General features: G+C 53.2%; 27 protein-coding genes. 1 reads left to right on the plus strand and 26 read right to left on the minus strand.

The window, feature by feature from the left end; all coding sequences use genetic code 11:
• Nucleotides 1-169: 169 nt before the first annotated feature.
• The 9 genes from ACQGQ5_RS08800 to ACQGQ5_RS08840 form a co-directional block, all read right to left on the minus strand.
• Nucleotides 170-1822 carry a peptidoglycan DD-metalloendopeptidase family protein gene (locus ACQGQ5_RS08800; protein ID WP_455736150.1) on the minus strand — a complete coding sequence of 551 codons (1653 nt, stop codon included), beginning with the start codon at nucleotides 1820-1822 and terminating at the stop codon, nucleotides 170-172.
• Nucleotides 1823-2013: 191 nt separating this feature from the next.
• Nucleotides 2014-2472 (minus strand): S-ribosylhomocysteine lyase, encoded by a 459-nt coding sequence (locus tag ACQGQ5_RS08805; RefSeq protein WP_455736151.1) that lies wholly within the window; start codon nucleotides 2470-2472, stop codon nucleotides 2014-2016.
• A gap of 12 nt (nucleotides 2473-2484) precedes the next feature.
• Entirely contained in the window at nucleotides 2485-3375 is an 891-nt protein-coding gene (locus tag ACQGQ5_RS08810) for a zinc dependent phospholipase C family protein (RefSeq protein ID WP_455736152.1), read from the minus strand.
• Nucleotides 3376-3451: 76 nt separating this feature from the next.
• Nucleotides 3452-4186, minus strand: coding sequence for an amino acid ABC transporter ATP-binding protein (locus tag ACQGQ5_RS08815; RefSeq protein ID WP_455736153.1), 735 nt, complete (start codon nucleotides 4184-4186; stop codon nucleotides 3452-3454).
• Nucleotides 4173-4907 (minus strand): amino acid ABC transporter permease, encoded by a 735-nt coding sequence (locus tag ACQGQ5_RS08820; RefSeq protein ID WP_455736154.1) that lies wholly within the window; start codon nucleotides 4905-4907, stop codon nucleotides 4173-4175. Before ACQGQ5_RS08820 ends, ACQGQ5_RS08815 begins: the two co-directional genes overlap by 14 nt.
• Nucleotides 4908-4990: 83 nt before the next feature.
• The gene (locus ACQGQ5_RS08825) at nucleotides 4991-5833 is read right to left on the minus strand and encodes a transporter substrate-binding domain-containing protein (protein ID WP_455736155.1); all 843 of its coding nucleotides are present in this window, start codon (nucleotides 5831-5833) and stop codon (nucleotides 4991-4993) included.
• Between the two features lie 137 nt (nucleotides 5834-5970).
• Nucleotides 5971-6864 (minus strand): RluA family pseudouridine synthase, encoded by an 894-nt coding sequence (locus ACQGQ5_RS08830; protein ID WP_455736156.1) that lies wholly within the window; start codon nucleotides 6862-6864, stop codon nucleotides 5971-5973.
• A 66-nt stretch (nucleotides 6865-6930) separates the two neighbouring features.
• Nucleotides 6931-8001 (minus strand): branched-chain amino acid aminotransferase, encoded by a 1071-nt coding sequence (locus tag ACQGQ5_RS08835; RefSeq protein WP_455736157.1) that lies wholly within the window; start codon nucleotides 7999-8001, stop codon nucleotides 6931-6933.
• 111 nt (nucleotides 8002-8112) lie between these two features.
• The gene (locus ACQGQ5_RS08840; protein WP_455736158.1) at nucleotides 8113-9444 is read right to left on the minus strand and encodes an RsmB/NOP family class I SAM-dependent RNA methyltransferase; all 1332 of its coding nucleotides are present in this window, start codon (nucleotides 9442-9444) and stop codon (nucleotides 8113-8115) included.
• Between the two features lie 74 nt (nucleotides 9445-9518).
• Between ACQGQ5_RS08840 and ACQGQ5_RS08845 the strand changes: the two genes are divergently transcribed.
• Complete coding sequence (locus tag ACQGQ5_RS08845; protein WP_455736159.1) at nucleotides 9519-9710, plus strand: hypothetical protein; 192 nt, start codon at nucleotides 9519-9521, stop codon at nucleotides 9708-9710.
• An 80-nt stretch (nucleotides 9711-9790) separates the two neighbouring features.
• Here ACQGQ5_RS08845 and ACQGQ5_RS08850 read toward each other — a convergent pair whose 3' ends face one another.
• From ACQGQ5_RS08850 to spoIIIAC, 17 genes are all read right to left on the minus strand, one after another.
• Complete coding sequence (locus ACQGQ5_RS08850) at nucleotides 9791-10726, minus strand: YitT family protein (protein WP_455736160.1); 936 nt, start codon at nucleotides 10724-10726, stop codon at nucleotides 9791-9793.
• A 16-nt stretch (nucleotides 10727-10742) separates the two neighbouring features.
• Nucleotides 10743-11141 carry a Mini-ribonuclease 3 gene (locus tag ACQGQ5_RS08855; protein ID WP_455736161.1) on the minus strand — a complete coding sequence of 133 codons (399 nt, stop codon included), beginning with the start codon at nucleotides 11139-11141 and terminating at the stop codon, nucleotides 10743-10745.
• A gap of 36 nt (nucleotides 11142-11177) precedes the next feature.
• A complete protein-coding gene (gene obgE, locus ACQGQ5_RS08860; RefSeq protein WP_455736162.1) occupies nucleotides 11178-12449 on the minus strand; it encodes a GTPase ObgE in 1272 nt (423 codons plus the stop codon).
• Nucleotides 12450-12568: 119 nt separating this feature from the next.
• Nucleotides 12569-12853 (minus strand): 50S ribosomal protein L27, encoded by a 285-nt coding sequence (gene rpmA, locus ACQGQ5_RS08865; RefSeq protein WP_455736163.1) that lies wholly within the window; start codon nucleotides 12851-12853, stop codon nucleotides 12569-12571.
• 4 nt (nucleotides 12854-12857) lie between these two features.
• On the minus strand, nucleotides 12858-13172 hold the full coding sequence (locus tag ACQGQ5_RS08870) for a ribosomal-processing cysteine protease Prp (RefSeq protein WP_455736164.1): 315 nt from the start codon (nucleotides 13170-13172) through the stop codon (nucleotides 12858-12860).
• Between the two features lie 5 nt (nucleotides 13173-13177).
• On the minus strand, nucleotides 13178-13486 hold the full coding sequence (gene rplU / locus ACQGQ5_RS08875) for a 50S ribosomal protein L21 (protein ID WP_038323986.1): 309 nt from the start codon (nucleotides 13484-13486) through the stop codon (nucleotides 13178-13180).
• 131 nt (nucleotides 13487-13617) lie between these two features.
• Complete coding sequence (locus tag ACQGQ5_RS08880) at nucleotides 13618-14505, minus strand: polyprenyl synthetase family protein (protein ID WP_455736165.1); 888 nt, start codon at nucleotides 14503-14505, stop codon at nucleotides 13618-13620.
• Complete coding sequence (xseB, locus tag ACQGQ5_RS08885) at nucleotides 14498-14713, minus strand: exodeoxyribonuclease VII small subunit (protein WP_455736166.1); 216 nt, start codon at nucleotides 14711-14713, stop codon at nucleotides 14498-14500. The genes ACQGQ5_RS08880 and xseB overlap by 8 nt, the downstream gene beginning before the upstream one ends.
• The gene (gene xseA / locus ACQGQ5_RS08890; protein WP_455736167.1) at nucleotides 14706-15926 is read right to left on the minus strand and encodes an exodeoxyribonuclease VII large subunit; all 1221 of its coding nucleotides are present in this window, start codon (nucleotides 15924-15926) and stop codon (nucleotides 14706-14708) included. The genes xseB and xseA overlap by 8 nt, the downstream gene beginning before the upstream one ends.
• A gap of 6 nt (nucleotides 15927-15932) precedes the next feature.
• Complete coding sequence (locus ACQGQ5_RS08895) at nucleotides 15933-16865, minus strand: peptidase M22 (protein ID WP_455736168.1); 933 nt, start codon at nucleotides 16863-16865, stop codon at nucleotides 15933-15935.
• A complete protein-coding gene (gene nusB / locus ACQGQ5_RS08900; RefSeq protein ID WP_455736169.1) occupies nucleotides 16849-17271 on the minus strand; it encodes a transcription antitermination factor NusB in 423 nt (140 codons plus the stop codon). Before nusB ends, ACQGQ5_RS08895 begins: the two co-directional genes overlap by 17 nt.
• 373 nt (nucleotides 17272-17644) lie before the next feature.
• A complete protein-coding gene (locus ACQGQ5_RS08905; protein ID WP_455736170.1) occupies nucleotides 17645-18223 on the minus strand; it encodes a SpoIIIAH-like family protein in 579 nt (192 codons plus the stop codon).
• Between the two features lie 24 nt (nucleotides 18224-18247).
• The gene (locus tag ACQGQ5_RS08910) at nucleotides 18248-18838 is read right to left on the minus strand and encodes a stage III sporulation protein AG (RefSeq protein ID WP_455736171.1); all 591 of its coding nucleotides are present in this window, start codon (nucleotides 18836-18838) and stop codon (nucleotides 18248-18250) included.
• Nucleotides 18828-19304, minus strand: coding sequence for a stage III sporulation protein AF (locus ACQGQ5_RS08915; protein ID WP_455736172.1), 477 nt, complete (start codon nucleotides 19302-19304; stop codon nucleotides 18828-18830). The genes ACQGQ5_RS08910 and ACQGQ5_RS08915 overlap by 11 nt, the downstream gene beginning before the upstream one ends.
• Nucleotides 19301-20440, minus strand: coding sequence for a stage III sporulation protein AE (locus tag ACQGQ5_RS08920; RefSeq protein ID WP_455736173.1), 1140 nt, complete (start codon nucleotides 20438-20440; stop codon nucleotides 19301-19303). The genes ACQGQ5_RS08915 and ACQGQ5_RS08920 overlap by 4 nt, the downstream gene beginning before the upstream one ends.
• A 2-nt stretch (nucleotides 20441-20442) precedes the next feature.
• The gene (locus ACQGQ5_RS08925; RefSeq protein ID WP_455736174.1) at nucleotides 20443-20832 is read right to left on the minus strand and encodes a SpoIIIAC/SpoIIIAD family protein; all 390 of its coding nucleotides are present in this window, start codon (nucleotides 20830-20832) and stop codon (nucleotides 20443-20445) included.
• A 3-nt stretch (nucleotides 20833-20835) separates the two neighbouring features.
• Entirely contained in the window at nucleotides 20836-21030 is a 195-nt protein-coding gene (gene spoIIIAC, locus ACQGQ5_RS08930) for a stage III sporulation protein AC (RefSeq protein ID WP_038323975.1), read from the minus strand.
• Between the last annotated feature and the right edge of the window lie 17 nt (nucleotides 21031-21047).

Genomic DNA, 21047 nt, shown 5'->3' on the forward strand with positions numbered 1-21047 from the left:
GGAAAAAATAGCCAGTTATTGATTTCGTTGCACTGTTAATGATCATAATACACAATGATGGAAAAGTCAATAACCAACAAAACAAATAGTATGTTTTTGTAATTATTACTAAAAAGCGTTCGTTTCCCCGTTCTGGGAAACAGAACGCTTTCCATATTTTGCCCAAACGTTACCTGCTGACATAACTCAGCGGATTCACCTTGGTACCGTTTTTAATCACTTCAAAATGACAGTGCGGACCCGTGGAGTTTCCGGTGCTTCCGACAAGGGCGATCGCCTGCCCCTTGGAGACCCTCTGGCCCGCCGAAACCAGGATTTTGCTTGCATGGCCGTAAAGCGTCTGCAGACCGCCGCCGTGGCTGATTTTTACACAGTAGCCGTAGCCGTTGCTCCACCCCGCCGATACAACGGTGCCGCCGTCGGCCGCAACAATCGTTTTCCCGTAAGCGCTGCCGCCGGAGATATCGATACCGGTATGGAAGCTGCCCCAGCGCCATGTGAAATAAGTGGTAATGGTGTGAAGGGACGGAACCGGCCACATCAGGCTTCCGCTGCTGACGCCGGAGCCGCTGTATTTCGGCCGTTTTTTGGTTCCCGTGATGACCACCTTATCGGTAGACGGCACTACAACGGCTCTGCTGATGACGTCGCGCTTTTGCTCAACGCCGTTTACATAATACACCTTGTCAACACATTTCTGTGTTCCGCTTACGCCCTCGGTCTTCACCTTGGAATAATCGGTATACTGGGAATCGTCTTTGATCGTTACCGTCTTGTACGAAAGAGGAACCTCATACGTCACATTTTTAGTCAGCTGAACATCCAGCATCGGGACCGCAATCTGCAGGTTGATCAAATCCCCCGGCATCAGGTTGTCCCCCAGCTGATTGTTGTTGATTTTGTTCAGCTCCGAAATGCTCGTATGGTTTGCCCTGGCAATGGAAGTAACCGTATCTCCTTCCTTTACGGTATAGGTTACCGCCGCCTGAGAAGTGCCGTTGATCAGTTTATCCATTGACTCGGTAGCCATAATGGTCGTGGTCGGAAACAGTCCGTTGATGGTTTCCACATCCTGCGCAAAGTCCACCGAAGCGCTCGTGTCCCCGCCCTTTTCCTTGTTCAGAAGATTCTGCAGCATATAGCGCAGATCCGCGCTGCTTTTCACCGCGCCGAGCAGCTCGCCGTTTACATAAAGGCCGCTCGCTTCCTCAATGATTCCGTTTGACTGCTGGATAATCTTGTCGCAGACCGAATTGACCTCCAACAAGCTGCTTGCATCCACTACTTCGAGCCGGAACGTGGGGGTGACATTGATATTGATATCACTGTCGGCAGTGTCGTGAACCATGCGCTGGCTCACCATTTCGCTCGCCTCTTCAAAGGTCTTTTCATCCTGAATGGTAGCGACTTCCTTCCCGTCATAGGCAAGAATCAGTCCATAATTCAGTCCGTTCCAGAAACGCACGGTAGCCCCCAAAAGGAAAATGGCTCCTATGGGAACAACCATGTTCAAAATCGAAAACACAAAGCCCCGGTGACGGACAAAGCTTTTTCCCGTAACGGTAAGATACTCTTTTAAAACACGTCCGTAGCCCAGTTTTCTCGCCTGCGCGATCCTGCCGCGGGCAATGGAAAATCCTTCCCGGATGGACTGAAACTCTTCTTTCAGACGGGCAATCCGTTTGCCGACTGTGGCGGCGCAGATCGATTTGCATAAATTCGTAAACGGTCTGAAAAACCGGGAAAGTCTGCGTCCGACTCTTTTCAGGATTCTGACTGTCTGGATACCTACAATATATAAATCATCCGCTGTTTGATTCAATCTCTTATAACCGGAATCTTTGTATGCGCTTTTTGTTTTCTTTAGCCTCGAGAGCTGCATGAAACAAAATCCTTTCGGGTTGATAAATTGTTACAAGTTTGTAATACGTTTTTAATCATATAACAAATTTGCCTATTTTGCAACCCGTTGGAATCAAATTAACAAATATGCAACAATTTGGCAATTGAAATTCAGCTTAAATAACGGAGCTTCTCCTCGGTCCACCCCATGATCACCGGAAGGAACGCTTTTGCCTCTTTCTTCGCTCCTTCAAGGTCGTGCTCCAGATAATTTCCGCACTCCACCGCCGCGGCCCCCGGAATAGCCCCTTCAAAATCAGCGATAAAGGCAAAGGCCTCGGTGATCAGCTGAACAGCGTCGGCGTGGCTCAGGTTTCTGGTCAAAAAATAAAAACCGGTCCGGCAGCCCATCGGGCCAAAATAAATAATATGGTCCTTATGCCTGCTGTTGCGCACAAAGGTCGCAAACAGATGCTCGATGGTGTGCATGGCGGCATTCGGGAGAAACGGCGGAATATTCGGCCTTCTCATCCTGATATCATAGGTTACGATATCGCCGTCGATACGGGAAGTGTAAATACCGGGCATCAGCCTGGTATGGTCGACACAAAAACTTGCGATTCTTTCCATTATAAATCTCCTTCATATAAAGAAAATGTTGTCCGTCAATTTTTCAAAATCATCCGTTTCCAGAAAACCGCCGATCAGGTGGAGACTGTCCCCGACGGACTGCTCATAAAGCTCCGGAAAGCTTTCCGTACGGACGGTTTCACTGTCCGCAGGCCAGCTCCATTCATTGTGCAGGATATTGGCATAATCACACCCGTCGCCTTCGCTGAGCCCGCGGAAATGGCAGGAAACGGTCCGCTTCCCTTTTCTTTCCCTCCGCTCTATCCATGCCTGCTTCAGAGTGGTGCGGTCGTTTAAAAGGCCGAACACCGTGCGGCAGTCGTTGGTCGCCTGATACATCGGGACGCCCGCGTCCTCAACCCCGAATAGCCCGTGAAGCAAAAAAGCGTACAAATCCGCAATGTGCAGCTGGACGCTGTCATTTTTCGGAACCGTCCGTTTCAGGTCAAACTCCGTCGGCAGCGCCGCTCTTTCATACCGGAGCAGAATCACGTCGAGCGCGGATTCTATCTGGTTGTGGAGGATTTTCTCATCCTGCATCGGCTCCCGCTCAAGAAGCGCCTTTGCCCCGGACTGAATAAAGGGATGGCAAATCCGGTCCAAGGAGTAATGGCAAAGGAAGCCGTCGATATACGATAAAGCCATTTCCTTATCCGGCTGCCGCAGATAATATTCCCGCATCAGCGCCAGTGTTTTGGAAGGATTCTCCCGATGAAGCTTTCCGGCGCAGCCCTTCAGGCTTTCTCCCCTCTGCCACGGCAGACAGCGGTGGCAGTACAAAAAGTCCGGACCCTGTGCTCCCCAAAGGAACGCGTCCAGATTCCGTTCACCGTTCGCCTGTGTCTGCTGCAGCTGTTCCAGAACCCTTTGCGCGTGAAGATAATGCGTGATCGCAGCCGGCATCTTTCAAGAACCACCTTTACAAAAATAAGAACGCGGTCTGTGCCACGCTCTTATTTTATCATATTCGTATTGTTTTTTAAAGAACTTTAGATAAAAAGTCCTGCAGGCGCGGATTCTGCGGATGGTCGAAAAATTGGTCCGGGGCGGCTTCTTCCAGAACCTGACCGTCGTCCATAAAGAGTACCCGGTTGGCAACCTCGCGGGCAAAGCCCATTTCATGCGTCACCACGACCATGGTCATCCCTTCGGCGGCAAGCTCTTTCATCACCTGTAAGACTTCCCCGACCATTTCGGGGTCGAGCGCACTGGTGGGTTCGTCAAAAAGCATGACGTCCGGGTTCATGGCAAGCGCGCGCACGATCGCGATCCGCTGCTTCTGTCCGCCGGACAGCTGAAGCGGGTACGCTTCCGCCTTGTCCGCCAGCCCGATCCGCTCCAGCAGCTGCTTCGCCTGCTGCTCCGCCTGCTCCTGTGTTTTCAGCTTGAGCGTGATCGGCGCAAGCGTAATATTCTGGAGCACCGTCAGATGCGGAAATAAATTGAAGTGCTGGAACACCATCCCCATCTTCTGGCGGAGCTGGTTGATATCGCACTCCGGCACATTGATCTGAACGCCCTCAAACCAGACCTCGCCGCCGGTCGGCTGCTCAAGCAGATTCAGGCAGCGCAGGAACGTGCTTTTTCCGGAACCGGAAGGACCGACAATGACGACCTTCTCGCCTTTTTCAATCTTTTGATCAATGCCCTTCAGAACATCCAGACCGCCGTTCAGGGTCTGGAACGTTTTGTGCAGATTCTTAACGGTTATCACTTCTGTGCAGCCTCCTTTCCAACTTGCCGAGCAGGGCGGTCAGGCCCATGACGATCAGCAGATAAATTCCCGCAACAGCCAGAAGGGAGGTGTACGGATCATAGGTGATGCTTCTGATGATGTCGCCGCCCTTGGTCAGGTCCTGTATCGCGATGTAGCCCGCGACGGAGGTTTCTTTCAAAAGAGCGATAAATTCATTGCCGATTGCCGGCAGGACGTTTTTCAGAGCCTGAGGAAATACGATCTTCACCATGGTGTCGCGCTGGCTCAGTCCAAGGGAACGCCCGGCCTCGACCTGTCCTTTGTCCACGGACTGGATCCCGCTCCGGATAACTTCCGCAACGTAGGCGCCGGAATTGATGCCGAACGCAAAGATCGCCGCGACGACCCGGTCCAGATTCACGGGCGGCTGAAAGACGATGTACCACATAATCATCAGCTGGACAACGACCGGCGTACCGCGTATCACCGTCAGATATACGCTGCACACCGCGTTGAGGAATTTCAGCTTCGATTTGTCATTACTGTGCGTCACCTTGACAAGCGCGATGATGGTCCCCAGAATCACCCCGATGATCACCGCAAAAAAGGTAATCATAAGGGTATTTCCCAAACCGAACACTATGTTTGTATATCTGTTTTTCAGAATAAACGCATCATAGAATTTCTGTGGAAATTCCGAAAAATAAGAGAGCGGCAGAGCCGCCGTCAGTGTATCCATAACTTACCCCCGTTTTTAAACTGAGAAAAGCAGGGGGAGCAGATTTTTCCGCCCGCCCTGCATTCTGTTGATAAGTGGGAAAATCAGGCGCCCAGAGCCTCTTTGTACTTCTCAATCATCTTGTCAAGCTCACCGCTCGATTTTAATTCGCTCAGAACGCTGTTAACGGTATCCAGCATTTCTTTATCGCCCTTCGGCACCGCGATGGCATACTGCTCGGTGGTCAGCGCCTCATCCAGCTTAACCAGTTTATCGGAATTTTTATCCACAAATTTTTTGGCTGGGAAATCGTCGATGACGACCGCGTCGATTTTGCCGTTAATCAGATCGGTGACGGCGTCCACGCCCTTGGCATAGCGCTCGGTGGATCCAACCTTGATGTCGTTTTTTCCGTCCTCATTGGTGCAATAGGTATCTCCGGTGGTCCCCTGCTGCACACCGACCTTCTTGCCGTTCAGGTCCGTACGGGATTTGATCGCGCTGTCCTTTAATACGATGATCGCCTGGGAAGCGTCGAAATAGGTGTCGGAAAAATCAACGTTTTTCTTTCTGTCCTCATTTGCGGTCATACCGGCGGCTACGAAATTGGTCTTTCCGGAAGCAAGTTCCGTGGTGAGAGTGTCGAAAGCAATGTCGTTGACTTTCAGCTGAACGCCGAGCTTCTCCGCGATTTTATTGGAAATATCAACGTCGATGCCAACGATCTTGTCCCCGTCCTTGTACTCGAACGGCTCAAATTCCGCGTTGGTGGACATGGTGACAAATCCGTCCGCCTTAACCTTATCCACGCTGGTCTGCCCGCCGGCAGAAGCGGCGGCCTGGCTGCCCGCCGCGGACGCCGTGGTTCCCGATTGGGCACAGCCCGCCGAAGAAAGCATCATGGCGGCAACGAGTAAAAGCGCCGCTATTTTAGAAAACTTTTTCATCTTGTTAACCCTCCGTAAAATGAAATTGATTTGTTTGTTCAGGATCGTTTGTATTATAGCGCATAAATATGCAAAAATCAAGTATAATATAAATAAAAATTCATTTTAATGGATTTGTATGCATTTGCGCTGTATTTTTACTCTGTTTTTGTGTATTCTTCCATACCGCATCCGGCAAGCAGCGATTGCATATCGCTGGGAAGCGCGCAGGAAAGGTCTGCTTCCTTCTGGGTGACCGGATGAATAAAATGAATATTCATGCAATGGAGTGCCTGCCTTGAAAGGAACCGCAGGCTGCCGCCGTAAAAATCGTCCCCCGCGAGAGGATGACCGATATGCGCCATATGCACGCGAATCTGATGGGTTCTGCCCGTCCTCAGCCGGAAGGAAACCAGGGTGTGCCCGCCGCCGTTTCTCAGCGCCCTCCAATGCGTGACCGCCTTCTCCCCTTTTTCCGTGACCTCGCGCTGAATGCTGTGGCCCTCTTTCAGCCCGATCGGTTGATCGATCGTTCCCTCGCCCATAAGAGTTCCCTCACACACGGCAACATATTCCTTTTCAATTTTTGCCGCGAGCCGCGCCGCGCAGTAAGTGTTTTTTGCCAGAACGACCAGCCCGGTTGTATCTTTATCCAACCGGTATACGGGACGGAAGGAAAACCGCTCCCCTTTGGAAAGGGAATACGCCGCGGCGGCGTTTGCAAGGCTGTCGCAGTCGTGGCCAGGCGCGGGATACATCGGCATACCGGAAGGCTTGTCGACAATCAGAAGATCGCCGTCCTCATAGACGACCGCAAGGGGGACGCTGAGCGGTTCGTGCAGCTTTGTGTCGTCCGGAATCCGGATACATACCGTATCCCCCGCTTCCAGCGTTTCCGTCACAATGGCGTGCAAACCGTTTTTCGCAATGCCCATGGGCTCGCGTTTGAGCCGGATCATCAGCCGGGCGGAGATTCCGCAGTACGAACGCAGAAAGCTTTTCAGCCTGATTCCATCGTATTCCTGCGGCACTGAAAAAGAAAGCTCGCGCATAAATCCTCCTGAAAAGAAAAAGGCGGCGCAACCAACGCCGCCTGAAAAGCTTTTTGACACCTGAAATTATTTTACTTCAACAGTCCAGCCGAATTCGTCCTTGATCTTTCCCCATTGAATTCCCGTCAGGGTATCGTAAAGGCGCTGGGAAATCGGCCCGATTTCTCCGTTGTTGATGTTCATCACATCGTCCCCCCATTTCAGATGGCCGATCGGGGAAATGACGGCGGCGGTACCGGTACCGAACGCTTCCTTCAGCTGACCGTTTTCCGCGGCCTTCGCAAGCTCATCGATGGACAATCTGCGCTCGACGACCTTCATGCCCCATGATTTGAGCAGTTCAATGGAGGACATACGGGTGATTCCCGGAAGAATGGAGCCCTGCAGCTCGGGGGTTACGATTTCATCCCCAATGGCAAAAAATACATTCATGGTGCCGACTTCTTCAATGTATTTGCGTTCCACGCCGTCCAGCCAGAGAACCTGGGTGTAATTCTGTTTTTCCGCTTCATCCTGGGCTTTTAAGGAAGCCGCGTAGTTGCCGGCTGTTTTGGTATAGCCCATCCCGCCCTTGACGGCACGCACATAGTTGGTTTCCACGTAGATCTTCACCGGATCCAATCCTTCCGGATAATAGGCCCCGACGGGCGAGCAAAGAATGAGGAAGAGCAGGTGCTGTGCCGGATGCACTCCGATATGGGGATCGATTCCGATAATGAACGGACGGATATAAAGGGAGGTTCCCTCCGCGGACGGAATCCAGTCCTTTTCAATGGACACCAGCTTCTCGATCGCTTTCTGGCCGAAGGCTTCATCGATCAGCGGAATGCAAAGCCGGTCATTGGAAGAATTGAGACGGGCCATATTTTTGTCCGGTCTGAAAAGCAGGACTCTGCCGTCGACCGCACGGTAAGCTTTCATTCCCTCAAAAACAGACTGGCCGTAATGCAGGCACATCGCCGCCGGCGATAGCTCAATCGGTCCAAACGGGACAATCCTGGCGTCGTGCCAGCCCTCTCCCTCATCATAGTTCATAAGGAACATATGATCTGTAAAGATCGTACCGAATCCGAGTTTATTTGAATCGGTTGGCTTCGATTTTGGATGTTCAGTCAGTTCCACTCTGATTTCCTGCATTTTAAATGCCCTCTTTCAACTTAATTACCGCTTATTATAGCATCCTTTTCGGGCAATTTCAAGCTTTAGTGTCTTAAAGTGCTTTGAAAAATGTGCTTCAGGAAGAAAGCATCAATGATTGCGCAGCCCTTTGGGATACCGGTTTTTCAGGCGGCCGCCGGAGCATTTTCCGAAGCCCGTAAGAACGCCGTCAACCGCAACGCCGGTAAAGCCGTGACAGCGCGGGTCCGCCTCCGTTTCTTCCCCACGCAAAAAAGCGGCGATCTGCTCCGAATCGTGAGGCAGGTCGACGACCGAATGGAGCTCCTGCGGCTTTGCGGCCATGAACAGCGCGTGAGCCGGTTCCATACGGTTTTTCTTTGCTTCCCCAAGCAGTACGCCCGCGCGGATCACCCCAAGTCCTTTCAAATGGGGAAGCTCCCGCGGAAGGATCAGGAAGGATTCGCCCACCCGCTCCACCGGGGAGGACAGCTCCATTTTAAAAATCTGTCCGTATAAATCCTCCGCCATCTCCATCATGGGCGGCTTCTTTGGCGAATAGGAAGCCGGATACGCGCTGTTGCCGGAAATCCGGCGCATAACGGCGACGAAATGCCCCTCGCCCCCGTCCAAGGGGAAAACACGGCGAGCCTGAGGGAGAAAAGCGGGACGGCCGAACGGTTCCCCGCAATCGATCAGGGCAAAATCGCCTCTTTCCTTCAAAAACGCGGAAACGACTCCTTCGTTCTCTTCCGGGGAAAACGTACAGGTGGAATAGACCAGCACGCCGTTTTCCTTTAAAGCGCGGGCGGCGCTGCGCAGAATGGCGAGCTGGCGGACGGCGCAGGCTTCCACGTGTTCCTGGCTCCAGTCCTGCAGTGCCTGTTCGTCGCGCCGGAACATCCCCTCCCCCGAGCAGGGAGCGTCCACCAGCACCTTGTCGAAATATCCGGCAAGCCCGCCGCAGAGCGCCTCCGGATGGCAGGAAGAAACCACGGCGTTCCTGACGCCCGTCCGTTCCAGATTGGAAAGCAGCGCGTTGGCCCTGCTCCTGACGATTTCATTGGACCAGAGCAGCCCGCTTCCCTGTAAAAGGGCCGCGATCTGCGTCGATTTTCCGCCGGGAGCGGCACACAGATCCAGCACCCGATCCCCGGGCGCGGGGTTCAGCGCGGTAACCGCGCTGGCCGCGGACGGTTCCTGCGAGTAAAACGCGCCCGCATGGTGCATGGGCAGGGAACCGATTTTTCGCGCATCCTGCGGAATGTAATAGGAAACCGGCGAAAAGGGCGTCCGCTCCAAAGAAAACGGCAGAGAGGCTTTGAGCGTTTTTTCATCACATTTCAGCGTATTCAGTCGGATACCGCGGTAATACGGTTTCCGATAACAATCTGAAAACGCCGGATATTCCCCGCCCAGCATGGTTTCCATTTTATTTTGAAAGCTCTGCGGCAGCTCGATCAAATGCGTCAACTCCTGAATTGGTCTGTATAATTCGCGTAAAGATACTAATAATAGGGATGAAGGGGGTGAAAATTTTGGATAATCAGACTTCAAAAACGAACCGCGCTTCCAACAACAGTACAAATGAAAGCACAAACCGTGCTTCCAACAGTACGAACCGTGCGTCAAACAACAGCACGAACACCAGCAACAACAATCATTACAACAACAAAACTTCCAACAATGCAACACAGGCTACAAACAAATCTTCCGATAACTGCAAATAACGGAAAAGCGGCAAGCCAAAGATTGATTCACCAATGCGAGAACAGGCGATTCTGTATGGAAATACAAGACCGCCTGTTCTTCATTTTTCATTCTTCTTTGCGTTAACGTGCGCAATCAGTTCTTTCAGCGTTTTATCTTCCGGTTTGGCCTCCCGGAAGCCCTCGCCGGAGATTTCTCCCGCGTCGCCGATAATCATAAAGGCGTCGTGGTCGTGCGAACGGACAATGTCCTTCACCTTGACGACCTCGTAACGGCGGACGGCGCACAGCAGAACTTCCCCCTCGCGTCCGCTGTACGCGCCGCGCGATTTCAGCACGGTGACCCCGCGGTCCATATCGGTCAAAATATCCTGCGCAATTTCGTCGTTTTTCACAGACATGATAAACAACAGCTTCCCGGTTCCGATGTCGGTGCCGTAAAGGAGCGCGTCGATCAGGCGGGTGGAAACAAAAATGGTGATCGTGGCGTAAAGCGCGCTCTCAATATTGCCGTACACAAAGGCTGAGGCGACGACAATTGTCATATCCACACAGAGCATCAGCTTCCCCATGGACAGATTGCGCAGCCTTCTGCCGAGCAGACGGGCCACAAGGTCGGTGCCGCCCGTGGTTCCCCCGCGCATGAATACGAGGGAAAGCCCGATTCCTTCTATGATTCCGCCAAAAATGGCAGCCAGCATCTTTTCGCCGGTGTAAGCGGGTACGATTCTCCCGACCAGGTCGATGGCGACCGACACGAATACCGTCGCCACAATCGTTTTGCCGACGAGCTTGTACCCGATTTCCATAATCGCCCAGATAAAAATAGGAATATTCAGGAGCAGGCCGGTCATACCGATCGGCCAGCTGAACAGATAGTTAACCATCGTGCTGATACCGGTAACGCCGCCCGGCGCAATCTGGTTCGGGGCGGTAAACACATTGACGGAGACCGCGTAAATCAGGCTGCCGACGACGAAAAAAAGGACATCCTTTAACATCTCTGTTGCTTTTTCCTTCGGAGTTTCGGAAAGCATAACAGCATCTCCCAAATCAAATTAAATCGTCACAGACAATCTTAAAAATCTCACGCAGGCGGTCAATGTTGCCGGAAAGGTAAAGATAGCCGAACAGGGCTTCAAAAGCGGTTGCGGCGTGATAGTCCTCAATCGCCGCATTTTTAGGGACATGGTTCGTGTGCGCGTTGCGGCCGCGTTTGAAGACCTCCAGCTCCTCCCCCGTCAAAAGGGGAAGAAGCTTCTGGGAAGCCTTTGCCTGCGCGCCGCAGCAGACCTGTTCCACCGACTTTTTATGAAGGGATTTGACCGGACAGTTCCCCTGGCACACAAGGCGTTCGCGTACAAAAAGCTCAAAGACGCCGTCGCCTACGAAAGCGAGCGTCAACGGGCTCAACAGCTTCGGATTACAGTCCGCGGGAAATAATCGTTCCAAGCAAAGCGCTCCTCGTCATTGATAGATTGGAAAACATTACTCCATAAAATCAAATTCAATATCGTAGATACTGACGGTGTCGCCTTCCTGAACACCCGCCTCATGCAGCGCGTCGATGACGCCGGAATGGATGAGCACGCGCTGAAAATACTGAAGCGATTCATAATCGTCAAAATTAACCGAATTGATGACGGGTACCAGCCACTCGCCCTCCACCACAAACACGCCGTCCTGGTTGGTCACCTTCACGTCATTATGTCCGATTTCCTCCACAGAAACAAGCGGGGCGGGTTCCGGCTCGAACTGCCTGACCGGCGGCAGTTTGCCGAGCATCTCTGAAATTTTATTGAGCAGCGGGTCGACCTGATAGCGGATCGCCGCCATGATCGGGAAAAACTCATAGCCCAGCTTTTCCGCATAATTTTTGAAATCCTCGATCTGCCCGTCCGTCGCGAGGTCGCATTTGTTCCCGGCGACGATCATCGGCCTTTCGGCTAAATCGGGATTGAATTTTTTCAGCTCCGCGTTGATGGTCTGAAAGTCCCGCTTCGGGTCCCGGCCTTCGCTGCCGGCGACGTCGACAATGTGTACGAGCATCCTGCAGCGCTCCACATGCCGCAGGAACTGGTGCCCCAGCCCCGCGCCTTCCCCCGCGCCCTCGATCAGCCCGGGAATATCGGCAATGACGAACGATTTGCCCTCGCCCATGCGGACAACGCCGAGCACGGGGGTAATCGTCGTAAAATGATAATTGGCGATGGTAGGTTTCGCCTCGCTGACAACGGAGACAAGAGTCGATTTTCCCACATTCGGATAGCCGACCAGCCCGACATCCGCCAGAAGCTTTAGCTCCATCAAAAGCTCCACGGACTCGCCCGGCATCCCCGCTTTCGCAAAGCGCGGAGTCTGGCGCGTCGCGGTCGCGAAATGGGTGTTGCCCCAGCCGCCCCGGCCGCCTTTCGCAATCGTCTGCGGCTCGTCGGCGGACAGGTCAGCGATCAGCCTGCCGGTCGCGGCGTCCTTTAACAGGGTTCCCCGTGGGACCCTGATTATCAGGTCGTCCGCTTTTTTTCCAAAGCAGCGTTTTCCCCTGCCGTCTTCACCGTTCGGAGCAACGTATTTTCTTTTATAACGGAAATCCGCCAGCGTGGAAAGGTTGTCGTCCACCTGAAAGACGATATTTCCGCCCCGGCCGCCGTCGCCGCCGTCCGGGCCGCCGGACGCCACATATTTTTCGCGGTGAAACGAAACCTTGCCGTTGCCGCCGTTTCCCGCTTTGATCGTAATTTTCGCACTGTCTATAAACATCTGAGCCTTACCGCCATTTCTGTGAAATATTGCCTTCGATTAGTATATCATGTTTTGTTTGGAAAAGCCAAAAAATCCCGGGCGAAAACGGCCCGGGATTTTCATTCACCTGAAAAGGCTTATTGCTCCACCGCGTAAACGCTGACCTTTTTGCGGTCACGGCCAAGACGCTCAAACCTTACGCGGCCGTCAACCAGGGCAAAGAGGGAATCGTCGGAGCCGATGCCGACGTTCTCACCCGGATGAATATGGGTTCCGCGCTGTTTGACAAGGATGTTTCCGGCAAGTACAAACTGGCCGTCCGCACGCTTCACACCAAGACGCTTGGATTCTGAATCACGGCCGTTCTTGGTGGAACCCATTCCTTTTTTATGCGCAAATAACTGAATATTTATCTTTAGCATTTCCTTACACCTCCGTATAGCTTACATGAATATTTTGAGGATACTGTTCTTCAAGCTCCAGCATATGGAGTTTGAAACCCGCGAGAATGTCGCGGCAGTCTTTCGCCTCATTTGATGAAATTCTGACGAGCATATAACCGTCTTCAACAGTAACCTGGGCATTTGCTCTGACAACTTCCGTAATGGTGTTGGCAGCCATATATGCCGCGGAGGAAACCGCCGCACAGACGATGTCCCTGCCCGCCGTCCCGTTGTGACCGCTCAGGGAAAATCCCAGAAGAGCGCCGTCAGGCCGGGTGAAAAATTCTGCACAAATCATGACAATTATGCGTTAATTGCGGTAATCTGTACTTTGGTATAGGGCTGTCTGTGACCCATCTTACGCTTCTCGCTTTTTTTCGCCTTGTAAGTAAAGACCGTGATTTTCTTTCCCTTACCGTTTTTAAGAACCGTACCGGTTACGGTAGCTCCCTCAACATAAGGAGCACCCACCTTGAGTCCGTCGTCGCCGTCAAGTGCAACCACTTTGAAATCGACGGAGGAATTTTCTTCAGCCGCAAGCTTCTCGATATAAATGACATCGTCATTCTGTACCTTGTACTGCTTGCCGCCTGTTTCAATTACTGCAAACATGAATGAAAGGTCCTGCCTTTTCTCTAAACTCGCTATCATCGGGCGGGTTTCCCGCTTATAAAGCCCGTAATATGCGGCTTAACAATATTATCATATCCCGTCAATTTTGTCAATAAATACGGGAAATTTCCTCACTTTTTACGAACAGCCAGCTTTTTCGCAAATTCGGTGAGGTATTCGGCTTCCCCGCCAAAGCAGCCGAGCGCCTCCACGGCCTTCGCGGTCAGCACGTCGACGGTTTTCGAGGCGTCTTCCAGCCCCAACAGGGAAACATAGGTGCTTTTATTGTTTTCACTGTCGCTGCCGGCCGGTTTTCCCAAGGTCCGGGTATCCCCCGTCACATCCAGAATGTCGTCCACAATCTGAAACGCCAGGCCGATTGCCCGCGCGTAGCTTTCGGCGGCCCGCAGCCGTTCGCCGCCGGCCCCGGCAAGGACGCAGCCCATCTGCGCGGACGCCAGAATCAGCGCGCCGGTTTTATTTTCATCCATTTTCTTCAGAGTTTCCAGCGAAACGGCACGGCCTTCGCTCGTCAGGTCAATCACCTGTCCCCCGACCATTCCGTGCGCACCGGCGGCGCGGGCAAGGTATCCCGCGGCCTTCGCGGCCCTTTCGGGGCCGGCAAGCCGCACGGCTTCCCCGGAGAGCATGGCTTCAAAGGCCATGGTCAGCAGCGCGTCCCCCGCGAGCAGGGCGATGTCCTCGCCGAACACCTTGTGGTTGGAAGGACGTCCGCGGCGCATATCGTCGTCGTCCATGCACGGCAGGTCGTCGTGGATCAGCGAATAGGTGTGGATCATTTCGACCGCACAGGCAAAAGGCAGCGCGGCTTCTTCTTCCCCGCCGCAGAGCCTGCAGAATTCCAGCACCAAAATCGGCCGGATCCGTTTGCCCTCTCCGAGCAGGCTGTAGCGCATGGCGCGGATCAGGTCGGCCTGTATGATTTCTTCTTCGGGAAGGTACTGTGCCAGTTTGGCGTCTATCCTCCCGATCAGATGTTTCTCCCGCGGATCAAGCATCTTTTTCACCGCCGGCTTCTTCGAGTTCGGTGATCTGCCTGATTTTCTGCTCGGCGCCCTCCAGCTTGCCGTAGCACAGGGCGGCCAGCGCGGAGCCTTCCTCAAACAGCTTCAGGGAGCTTTCCAGCGGCTCATCGCCGTTTTCCAGCCGGTCGACAATTTCGCTCAGTTTGATCATGGCTTCTTCAAAGCCCATTTTCTTATTCATGTTTCTCCTCCATGCTGTCCACTACACAGCCCAGCGTTCCTTCATTTAACAGCACCGAAATCCGTTCCCCCGTTTTTACGTCGGAAACACGGGTGACGATATGTCCGTCCTGACCGTAAATAACAGAATATCCCCGGGAAAGCGTTGCCAGCGGGCTTAAAGCGTTCAGCCTGCCGCTGACGGAAGAAAGCGCGGACCGGGCGTCCGCCGTTTTCCTGCGCATGGATTGATTGAGCCTTACGGCAAGCTGATCCGTACGAATCCGCTCCAGTTCAATCCGATTCAAAGGATCTTTAAAAGAATGGCGGGAGGTCAGCGCGTCCAGATTCTGTTTGAGGCCCGCGAGCTTTTTCCGCATGCTTTGCTTTAGCCTCGACAGGTCGTAGCGAACCGTATACTCCAGCTCCGCGCGGTCGGGCACGGCGAGCTCCGCGGCAGCCGACGGGGTCGGCGCGCGAAGGTCGGCCACAAAGTCGCAGATCGTAAAGTCGGTTTCATGCCCCACGGCGGAAATGACCGGAATTTCGGAGGCGGCTACGGCCCTCGCCACCATTTCCTCGTTAAAGGGCCAGAGGTCTTCCAGCGAACCGCCGCCGCGCCCGAGAATAATCACATCAGCACACAAAAGGCGGTTGAAACGGGCAAGCGCGTCCACAATCTGCGGCGCCGCGCCCTCCCCCTGTACCAGCACGGGACAGAAAACAATTTCAGCCAAAGGGTACCGCCGCGCGAGAATCGAGGTAATATCATGTACCGCCGCACCGGTGGGCGAGGTAATCACACCGATCCGTTCCGGAAAAGCGGGCAGCGGTGTTTTCCGCTCCGGGGCGAACAGGCCCTCCGCTTCCAGCTTTGCTTTCAGCTGTTCAAAGGCCAGGTTCAGCGCGCCGAGACCATCCGGCTGCATATCGTCAATATAAAGCTGATACTGTCCCGTCGCCTCATAGACGCTTACGCGGCCCCGCACGATCACCTTCATGCCGTCCTGCGGCAGAAAACGGATACGCCGGGCGTTCTGGACAAACATCACCGCCCGAATCACGCATTTTTCATCCTTGAGGGACAAATAGAAATGTCCGGACTTATAATGATTGGTGAAATTGGAAATTTCACCGCTGACAAAAACATGCGCCAGATTTTCGTCGCCGTCAAATTTGGATTTGATATAAGTGTTCAGCTGCGTTATGCTCAGCACAACCGGAAAATCCACCATAAGTCATTATGCCCCCTTTATTGAGGTTAAAACCGCAATTCCCGCCGCGTTGTCCGCTGAAAATTCCGGGGCGGCGAAAGCGGCGCCGTATTTTTCCGTCATTGCGTCCCGGATCAGGCTGTTGGACATGACCCCGCCCGCAAACAGCAGGGGAAGCTTGCCGTATTGCTTCAGCAGTTCGGCGGTCATTCCGTCCAGCGCCGCCAAGATCGAGCACAGGCAATAGGCCGCGACTTCTTCTTTCGGCGCTCCTGCTTTCAGCATTCCGGCACATTGGTTTTCCACGCCGGAAAGGGAACAGTCCGCCCCCCTGAGCGACGGTCTGATACGATAGGTTTTATTCGCCTGCAGGGCCAGCTGCTCCAGCGCTTTCCCCGAAGGAAACGGCAGGCCGAGCATGGCCCCCACCCTGTCCACAGCCTGTCCGCCTTTTAAATCCAGAGACTGCGCGATGATCCGCGTGCGGAAGATCGTCCGTTCGTCCGGCGTGACAAGGACCGCCTCCGTCGTACCGCCGGAAACATGGAACGCAATGAATTTTTCGTGAAGCAGGTTCAGTTTGCCAGCGGAATACAGCGCGGCGGCAATGTGTCCCGCCTGATGGGAAAACGGATACAGCGGTACCCCCAGCGAAAGCGCGAGGGCCTTTGCGGTACCGAACCCGACCGTAAAGCAGGGCATGTAAGAGCCTTCCAGATCGCGCGGTCTGTCCGATACCCCTACCGCGCCGACGGAAAGCTTTTCCCGAATCAGCGCTTCCAGCACCTGCGGCAGCTGCCGCACATGGTGGAACACGGCGTCGCTCTGCCGCAGTCCGAGCTCCCCCCGCTTTACGGGCAGAAGCATTTTCCGCTGAAAAATCGTCCCGCCCTGAAAAAGAGCGGCGGAGGTCGTGTAATTGCTGGTATCGATGCCAAGCGCGTCAATCGGCTGTTTCATGGGATTCCTTCTCACCAAGCTCTTTTGCCACCGAGCCCAGCACGCCGTTGACAAACGGAGCGTCGTCCGCGCCGCCGTATTCTTTCGCAAGATCGACCGCCTCGTTGATGGAAACACTCACGGGAATGTCCTTCTCAAACATCATTTCGTAGATAGAGAGCTTCATCAGGGCCAGAGCCACCTTGGAAAGGCGGTTCATTTTCCAGCCGCGAATATTTTTTTCGATCCGGGCGTTGAGGGCATCTTCGTTTTCTTCCACGCCGACGGCGACTTTTTCGGCAAAATCATCAATGATGACATCCCTGGACAGGCCGGCCGCGTCAATAATCTGTTGCGTCGGATCGTGATTGATGCTTCTTTCAAAAATCAGGGCAAACGCCTGTTCCCTCGCCTCGTGTCTTTTCATTTTCTTCCTCCGTCTTTTCAGCCGTCTTTCTTCCGTATATGAAAAGAACCCTCCACTGAACTGTGGAGGGTTTTAACCGCTGATTATATTTTCAAACATCCACGGGTACATTATACCACAATCTTTTTCAGAATCAAATATTTTATCTGATACTACGGCAATTCCATTTCAGCTTGCAAGATAAAACACGTTCCTCCCCCGTCGAAGGTGGGGGAGGAACGCAACCTTGTTGCAGAGTCAACTGGAAATGCTGTAATTTCTCAATAATCAGCAGAAATAAATTTCAGTTTCTCCTGCTGTTTACAGAAAATCAGCACAAACAGAAGGAATTAAAGATTCCATGTGCGGCAATCAGGCTGTAAAATCCGGGGACCTATTTTACTTCGACGATCTTAATCTTGTCATAGGAGACGCCCGACTGGCCGGAAACAATGTCTTTGATCACAATCGCGTTGTTCTGTGAAGAATCGTTCGTCTTCACCACAACATTGCACTCCGAGTTCTGGAGAAAGACCACGCAGTCCGAAAAGCCCTTTGCCTTGATCAGGCTTTCGGCATTGTTTTCCTTCAGAGTATTCTGTGCGATGACAGTCGCCTGCGCGACCGCGTCCTTTTTTGCCGCATCGCTGGATTTCGCGTCGGTCAGAACCTTTTCCAGAAGCTCAACCGCCGTGTCCCTGGCTTTCTGGCGCGACAGGCGCGCCTCACTGAAATAGCTGGCCGCAGGCGCGTTCGCCTGTACGGACGACGATGAGCCGGAGGCCGTCTTGGACGATCCGGATACCGGGGCATCCGCAAGCTGGGCTTCCCCGAACTCATGATCCGCCGTTGACGTAACCGCGTTGGTGGCGAGCAATTGATTGTCGCCCGAGAACTGCCAGTTTAAATACACCGCCGCACCGAGCGCCACAATCAAAGCCGCAAGAACAAGCTGACGCTTTCCCATAGTCATAGAATAAATTCCCCCCGTTTAAAATTATTTTGCTTTTATAACGCATACCCGTACAGAAGTAATATCCAGCGCTGTTGTCACAGCGGAAATAATATCCTGCTGTACGACCGGATTGTCGCCGCCGTCACAGACAACGACAACACCCTTTATGATCGGCTGAACCTCAGTTACCGCAAGCGCTTTCTGGGCGCCGTCGGCATCCTTGACAAGTATGTAAGTGGTCTCCGTATTGTCATTCGCCTCGTTTTTGGTGGTGGAACCGTCAGATTTGTCCTCGGCGGTCTGATTGCTTCTCTTTTCCTCGGTGGCATACACATACTGCGTACTCCGTTCAAGCGTTACCAGGACCTTGGCCTCCCCCGCCCCCTGTATCCGGTTCACAAGATCCGTCAGGCTGGTTTCCAGCTCTTTGGCGTACTGTTCGGCCGTAACCACGGACTGGGACGATACGTCTTTCGTATCGGTGCGGTCATGGTTCAGATATCCCGAGAGGAAAATCAGGGCAATTCCGATCAAACCGCCGATAATAATGACCTTGCGGTAAAAATCGTTTTCCGCCAGCTTAGAGAAAACCGTCTTCTTTTCCTCCTCGAAGCCGCTGTCCTTAGCTTTCATCGGAAGATACCTCCATTTTCAGTCCTAACGTTTTTTCCAGATGGGCCGAAGCCTTTTCCTTGTCCTTGCCATACCCTTTTGCCAGAATGACAACCACCTTGTTAATTGATATGCTGCCATCTTCGTTTGTATCCATAATCACATTAACATTTTTGCATTTCATATCGATCTTGTTCAACTCCGATACGACCAGGTTCGTAATACTCTCCTGCGCGGCGGCGGAATACTGCTTTTCCACCGTTTTTTCAAGCTGTGAATTGACCGGGCTTTCTGAATCCGTCTGAATGCTCATGGAGATTTCCGGCACGATTTTTGCGAGCGGAACGATCAGCGCGCAGATCACAAAAGCGCCGATGACAAATTTGACCATCCTTTCCATGGAGCCGCTCGGAACAAGCCCCTGCAGCATTGCGGCGACAAGGGCCGCCATGCAGATCGCGGCCGACCATTCCCTGACCGCGTTCATGACCCACCTCCGATAATCAGCAGAATCACGGTGGAAACCATCAGGATCATCATACAGCACAGAATGATACTGATCAGCGTTTCGATCACGTCTCCCGAAGCCTTCAGCAGCGAGCTGATTTCCTTCAGCTCAAAAATATCGCCGATCCCGATGCAGATCTGAAGGGTCAAAAGCCAGACAAGGCACTCGATGAGAATGGGCAGGAAAACAAAAAGCCCGGCTAGCAATCCGAAAGCGCTGACACCGGATTTCAGCATTTTGACGCATCCGTTGATGGTATGGAGCGCCTCCCCCAGCGCGCTGCCCACCACGGGCACAAAGCTGCTGACGACAAACCTTGCCGCGCGGGTCCCTGTTGTGTCCAGCGCGGTTGCGACAATGCCGTGCATGGTCAGCAGCCCGGTAAAAATGGTCATACAGAACCCCATAATCCATTTCACGGCCTTGCTGAAGGCTTCGCACAGCCCGTTCAGGTTGATATTCGGGGAAATCGCGGACACGATGGAAAGCGCCAGAAAGATGTTCATCATCGGCACCAGAATATTGGAAGACAGCAGAGAAATCACATTTCCCGCCGCCATCATCAGCAGATTGTAGGAACCGGCCGCAGCGGGCTGTCCGGCCACGATCATGATTCCCGCCAGGACCGGAACACAGGCCAGCAGAAACCCGGCGGCCGTTTTGATCACCGCCGCCGCGCTGGAAATACACGACACAATCGGATTCACAACGATCACACAGATACAGAGCGTGGAGACCATGCCGATGACTCCGCCCAGCGACTTTTCCCCGAAGGAAAGCTTCATCCCGTTCAAAAGCGCGCACAGAAGCATGACCGCGATTACCGAAACCGCCGCCCGGAACGGCTCCCCCGTTTTTCCCGCGACCACGGAAAGGATCTGGTCAAACAGGCTTTTCGGCGTGATGGAGGTGATATTTTCCCAGTTGGTATCTTCAATCCCCATCTCTTCCAGCGCTTTTCTGGTGTCGTTGGGCAGTTTGTCCGCAAGGTCCGCCGCCCCGCTCTCCTGAAGCTGGCGGGAGTAATAATCGTCCTGCTTCGACGCAGCGTGCACCGGCATGGAAAACGCCGTCACCAGGAGCAGCAGAACGGCTAAGCATACAATTTTTTTCATCCTTATCCACCAATCAATCCTACCGCCGTGCTTGCGATCTTTTCAAAGAGCGGCAGCGACAACACCACAATCGCGATTTTTCCGGCGAGTTCCACTTTCGAAGCCAGCGCGCTTTCCCCCGCGTCCCGGCAGGAATCGGCGGCGAACTGCGCCAGAAAGCAGATTCCCAGAGATTTGAAAAGAATTGCGGCGTACTCCGCGGAAAGTCCTGCCGAGGAAAGCAGGGTATTGATCTGCTGTACCGCGGGGGCAATATTCCCCAGAATCGCAAACAGGATGAGAACACCGGCGCAGATACTGACGACGACGGAATATTCCTGATGATACCGCCTCAGCATAACTGAGAGGATCGCCGCGATCACTGCAATTCCCGCAACGGCAATCATATTCATGGCTTACAAACCGAATATGGATTTAATAGACTTAAACAAAGCGTCTATTTGCTGGATAATCATCATGAGCACTACGATCAGACCGGCAATAGTCGTCATCATTGCCTGGTCTTCCCTGCCCGAACGAATCAGCAGCTGGTTCAGCACCGCAACGATGATGCCGATCGCGGCAATTTTAAAAATCAAATCCACATCCATTTTTTGATTCCTCCATC

It is taken from the genome of Caproiciproducens sp., from assembly GCF_053840905.1.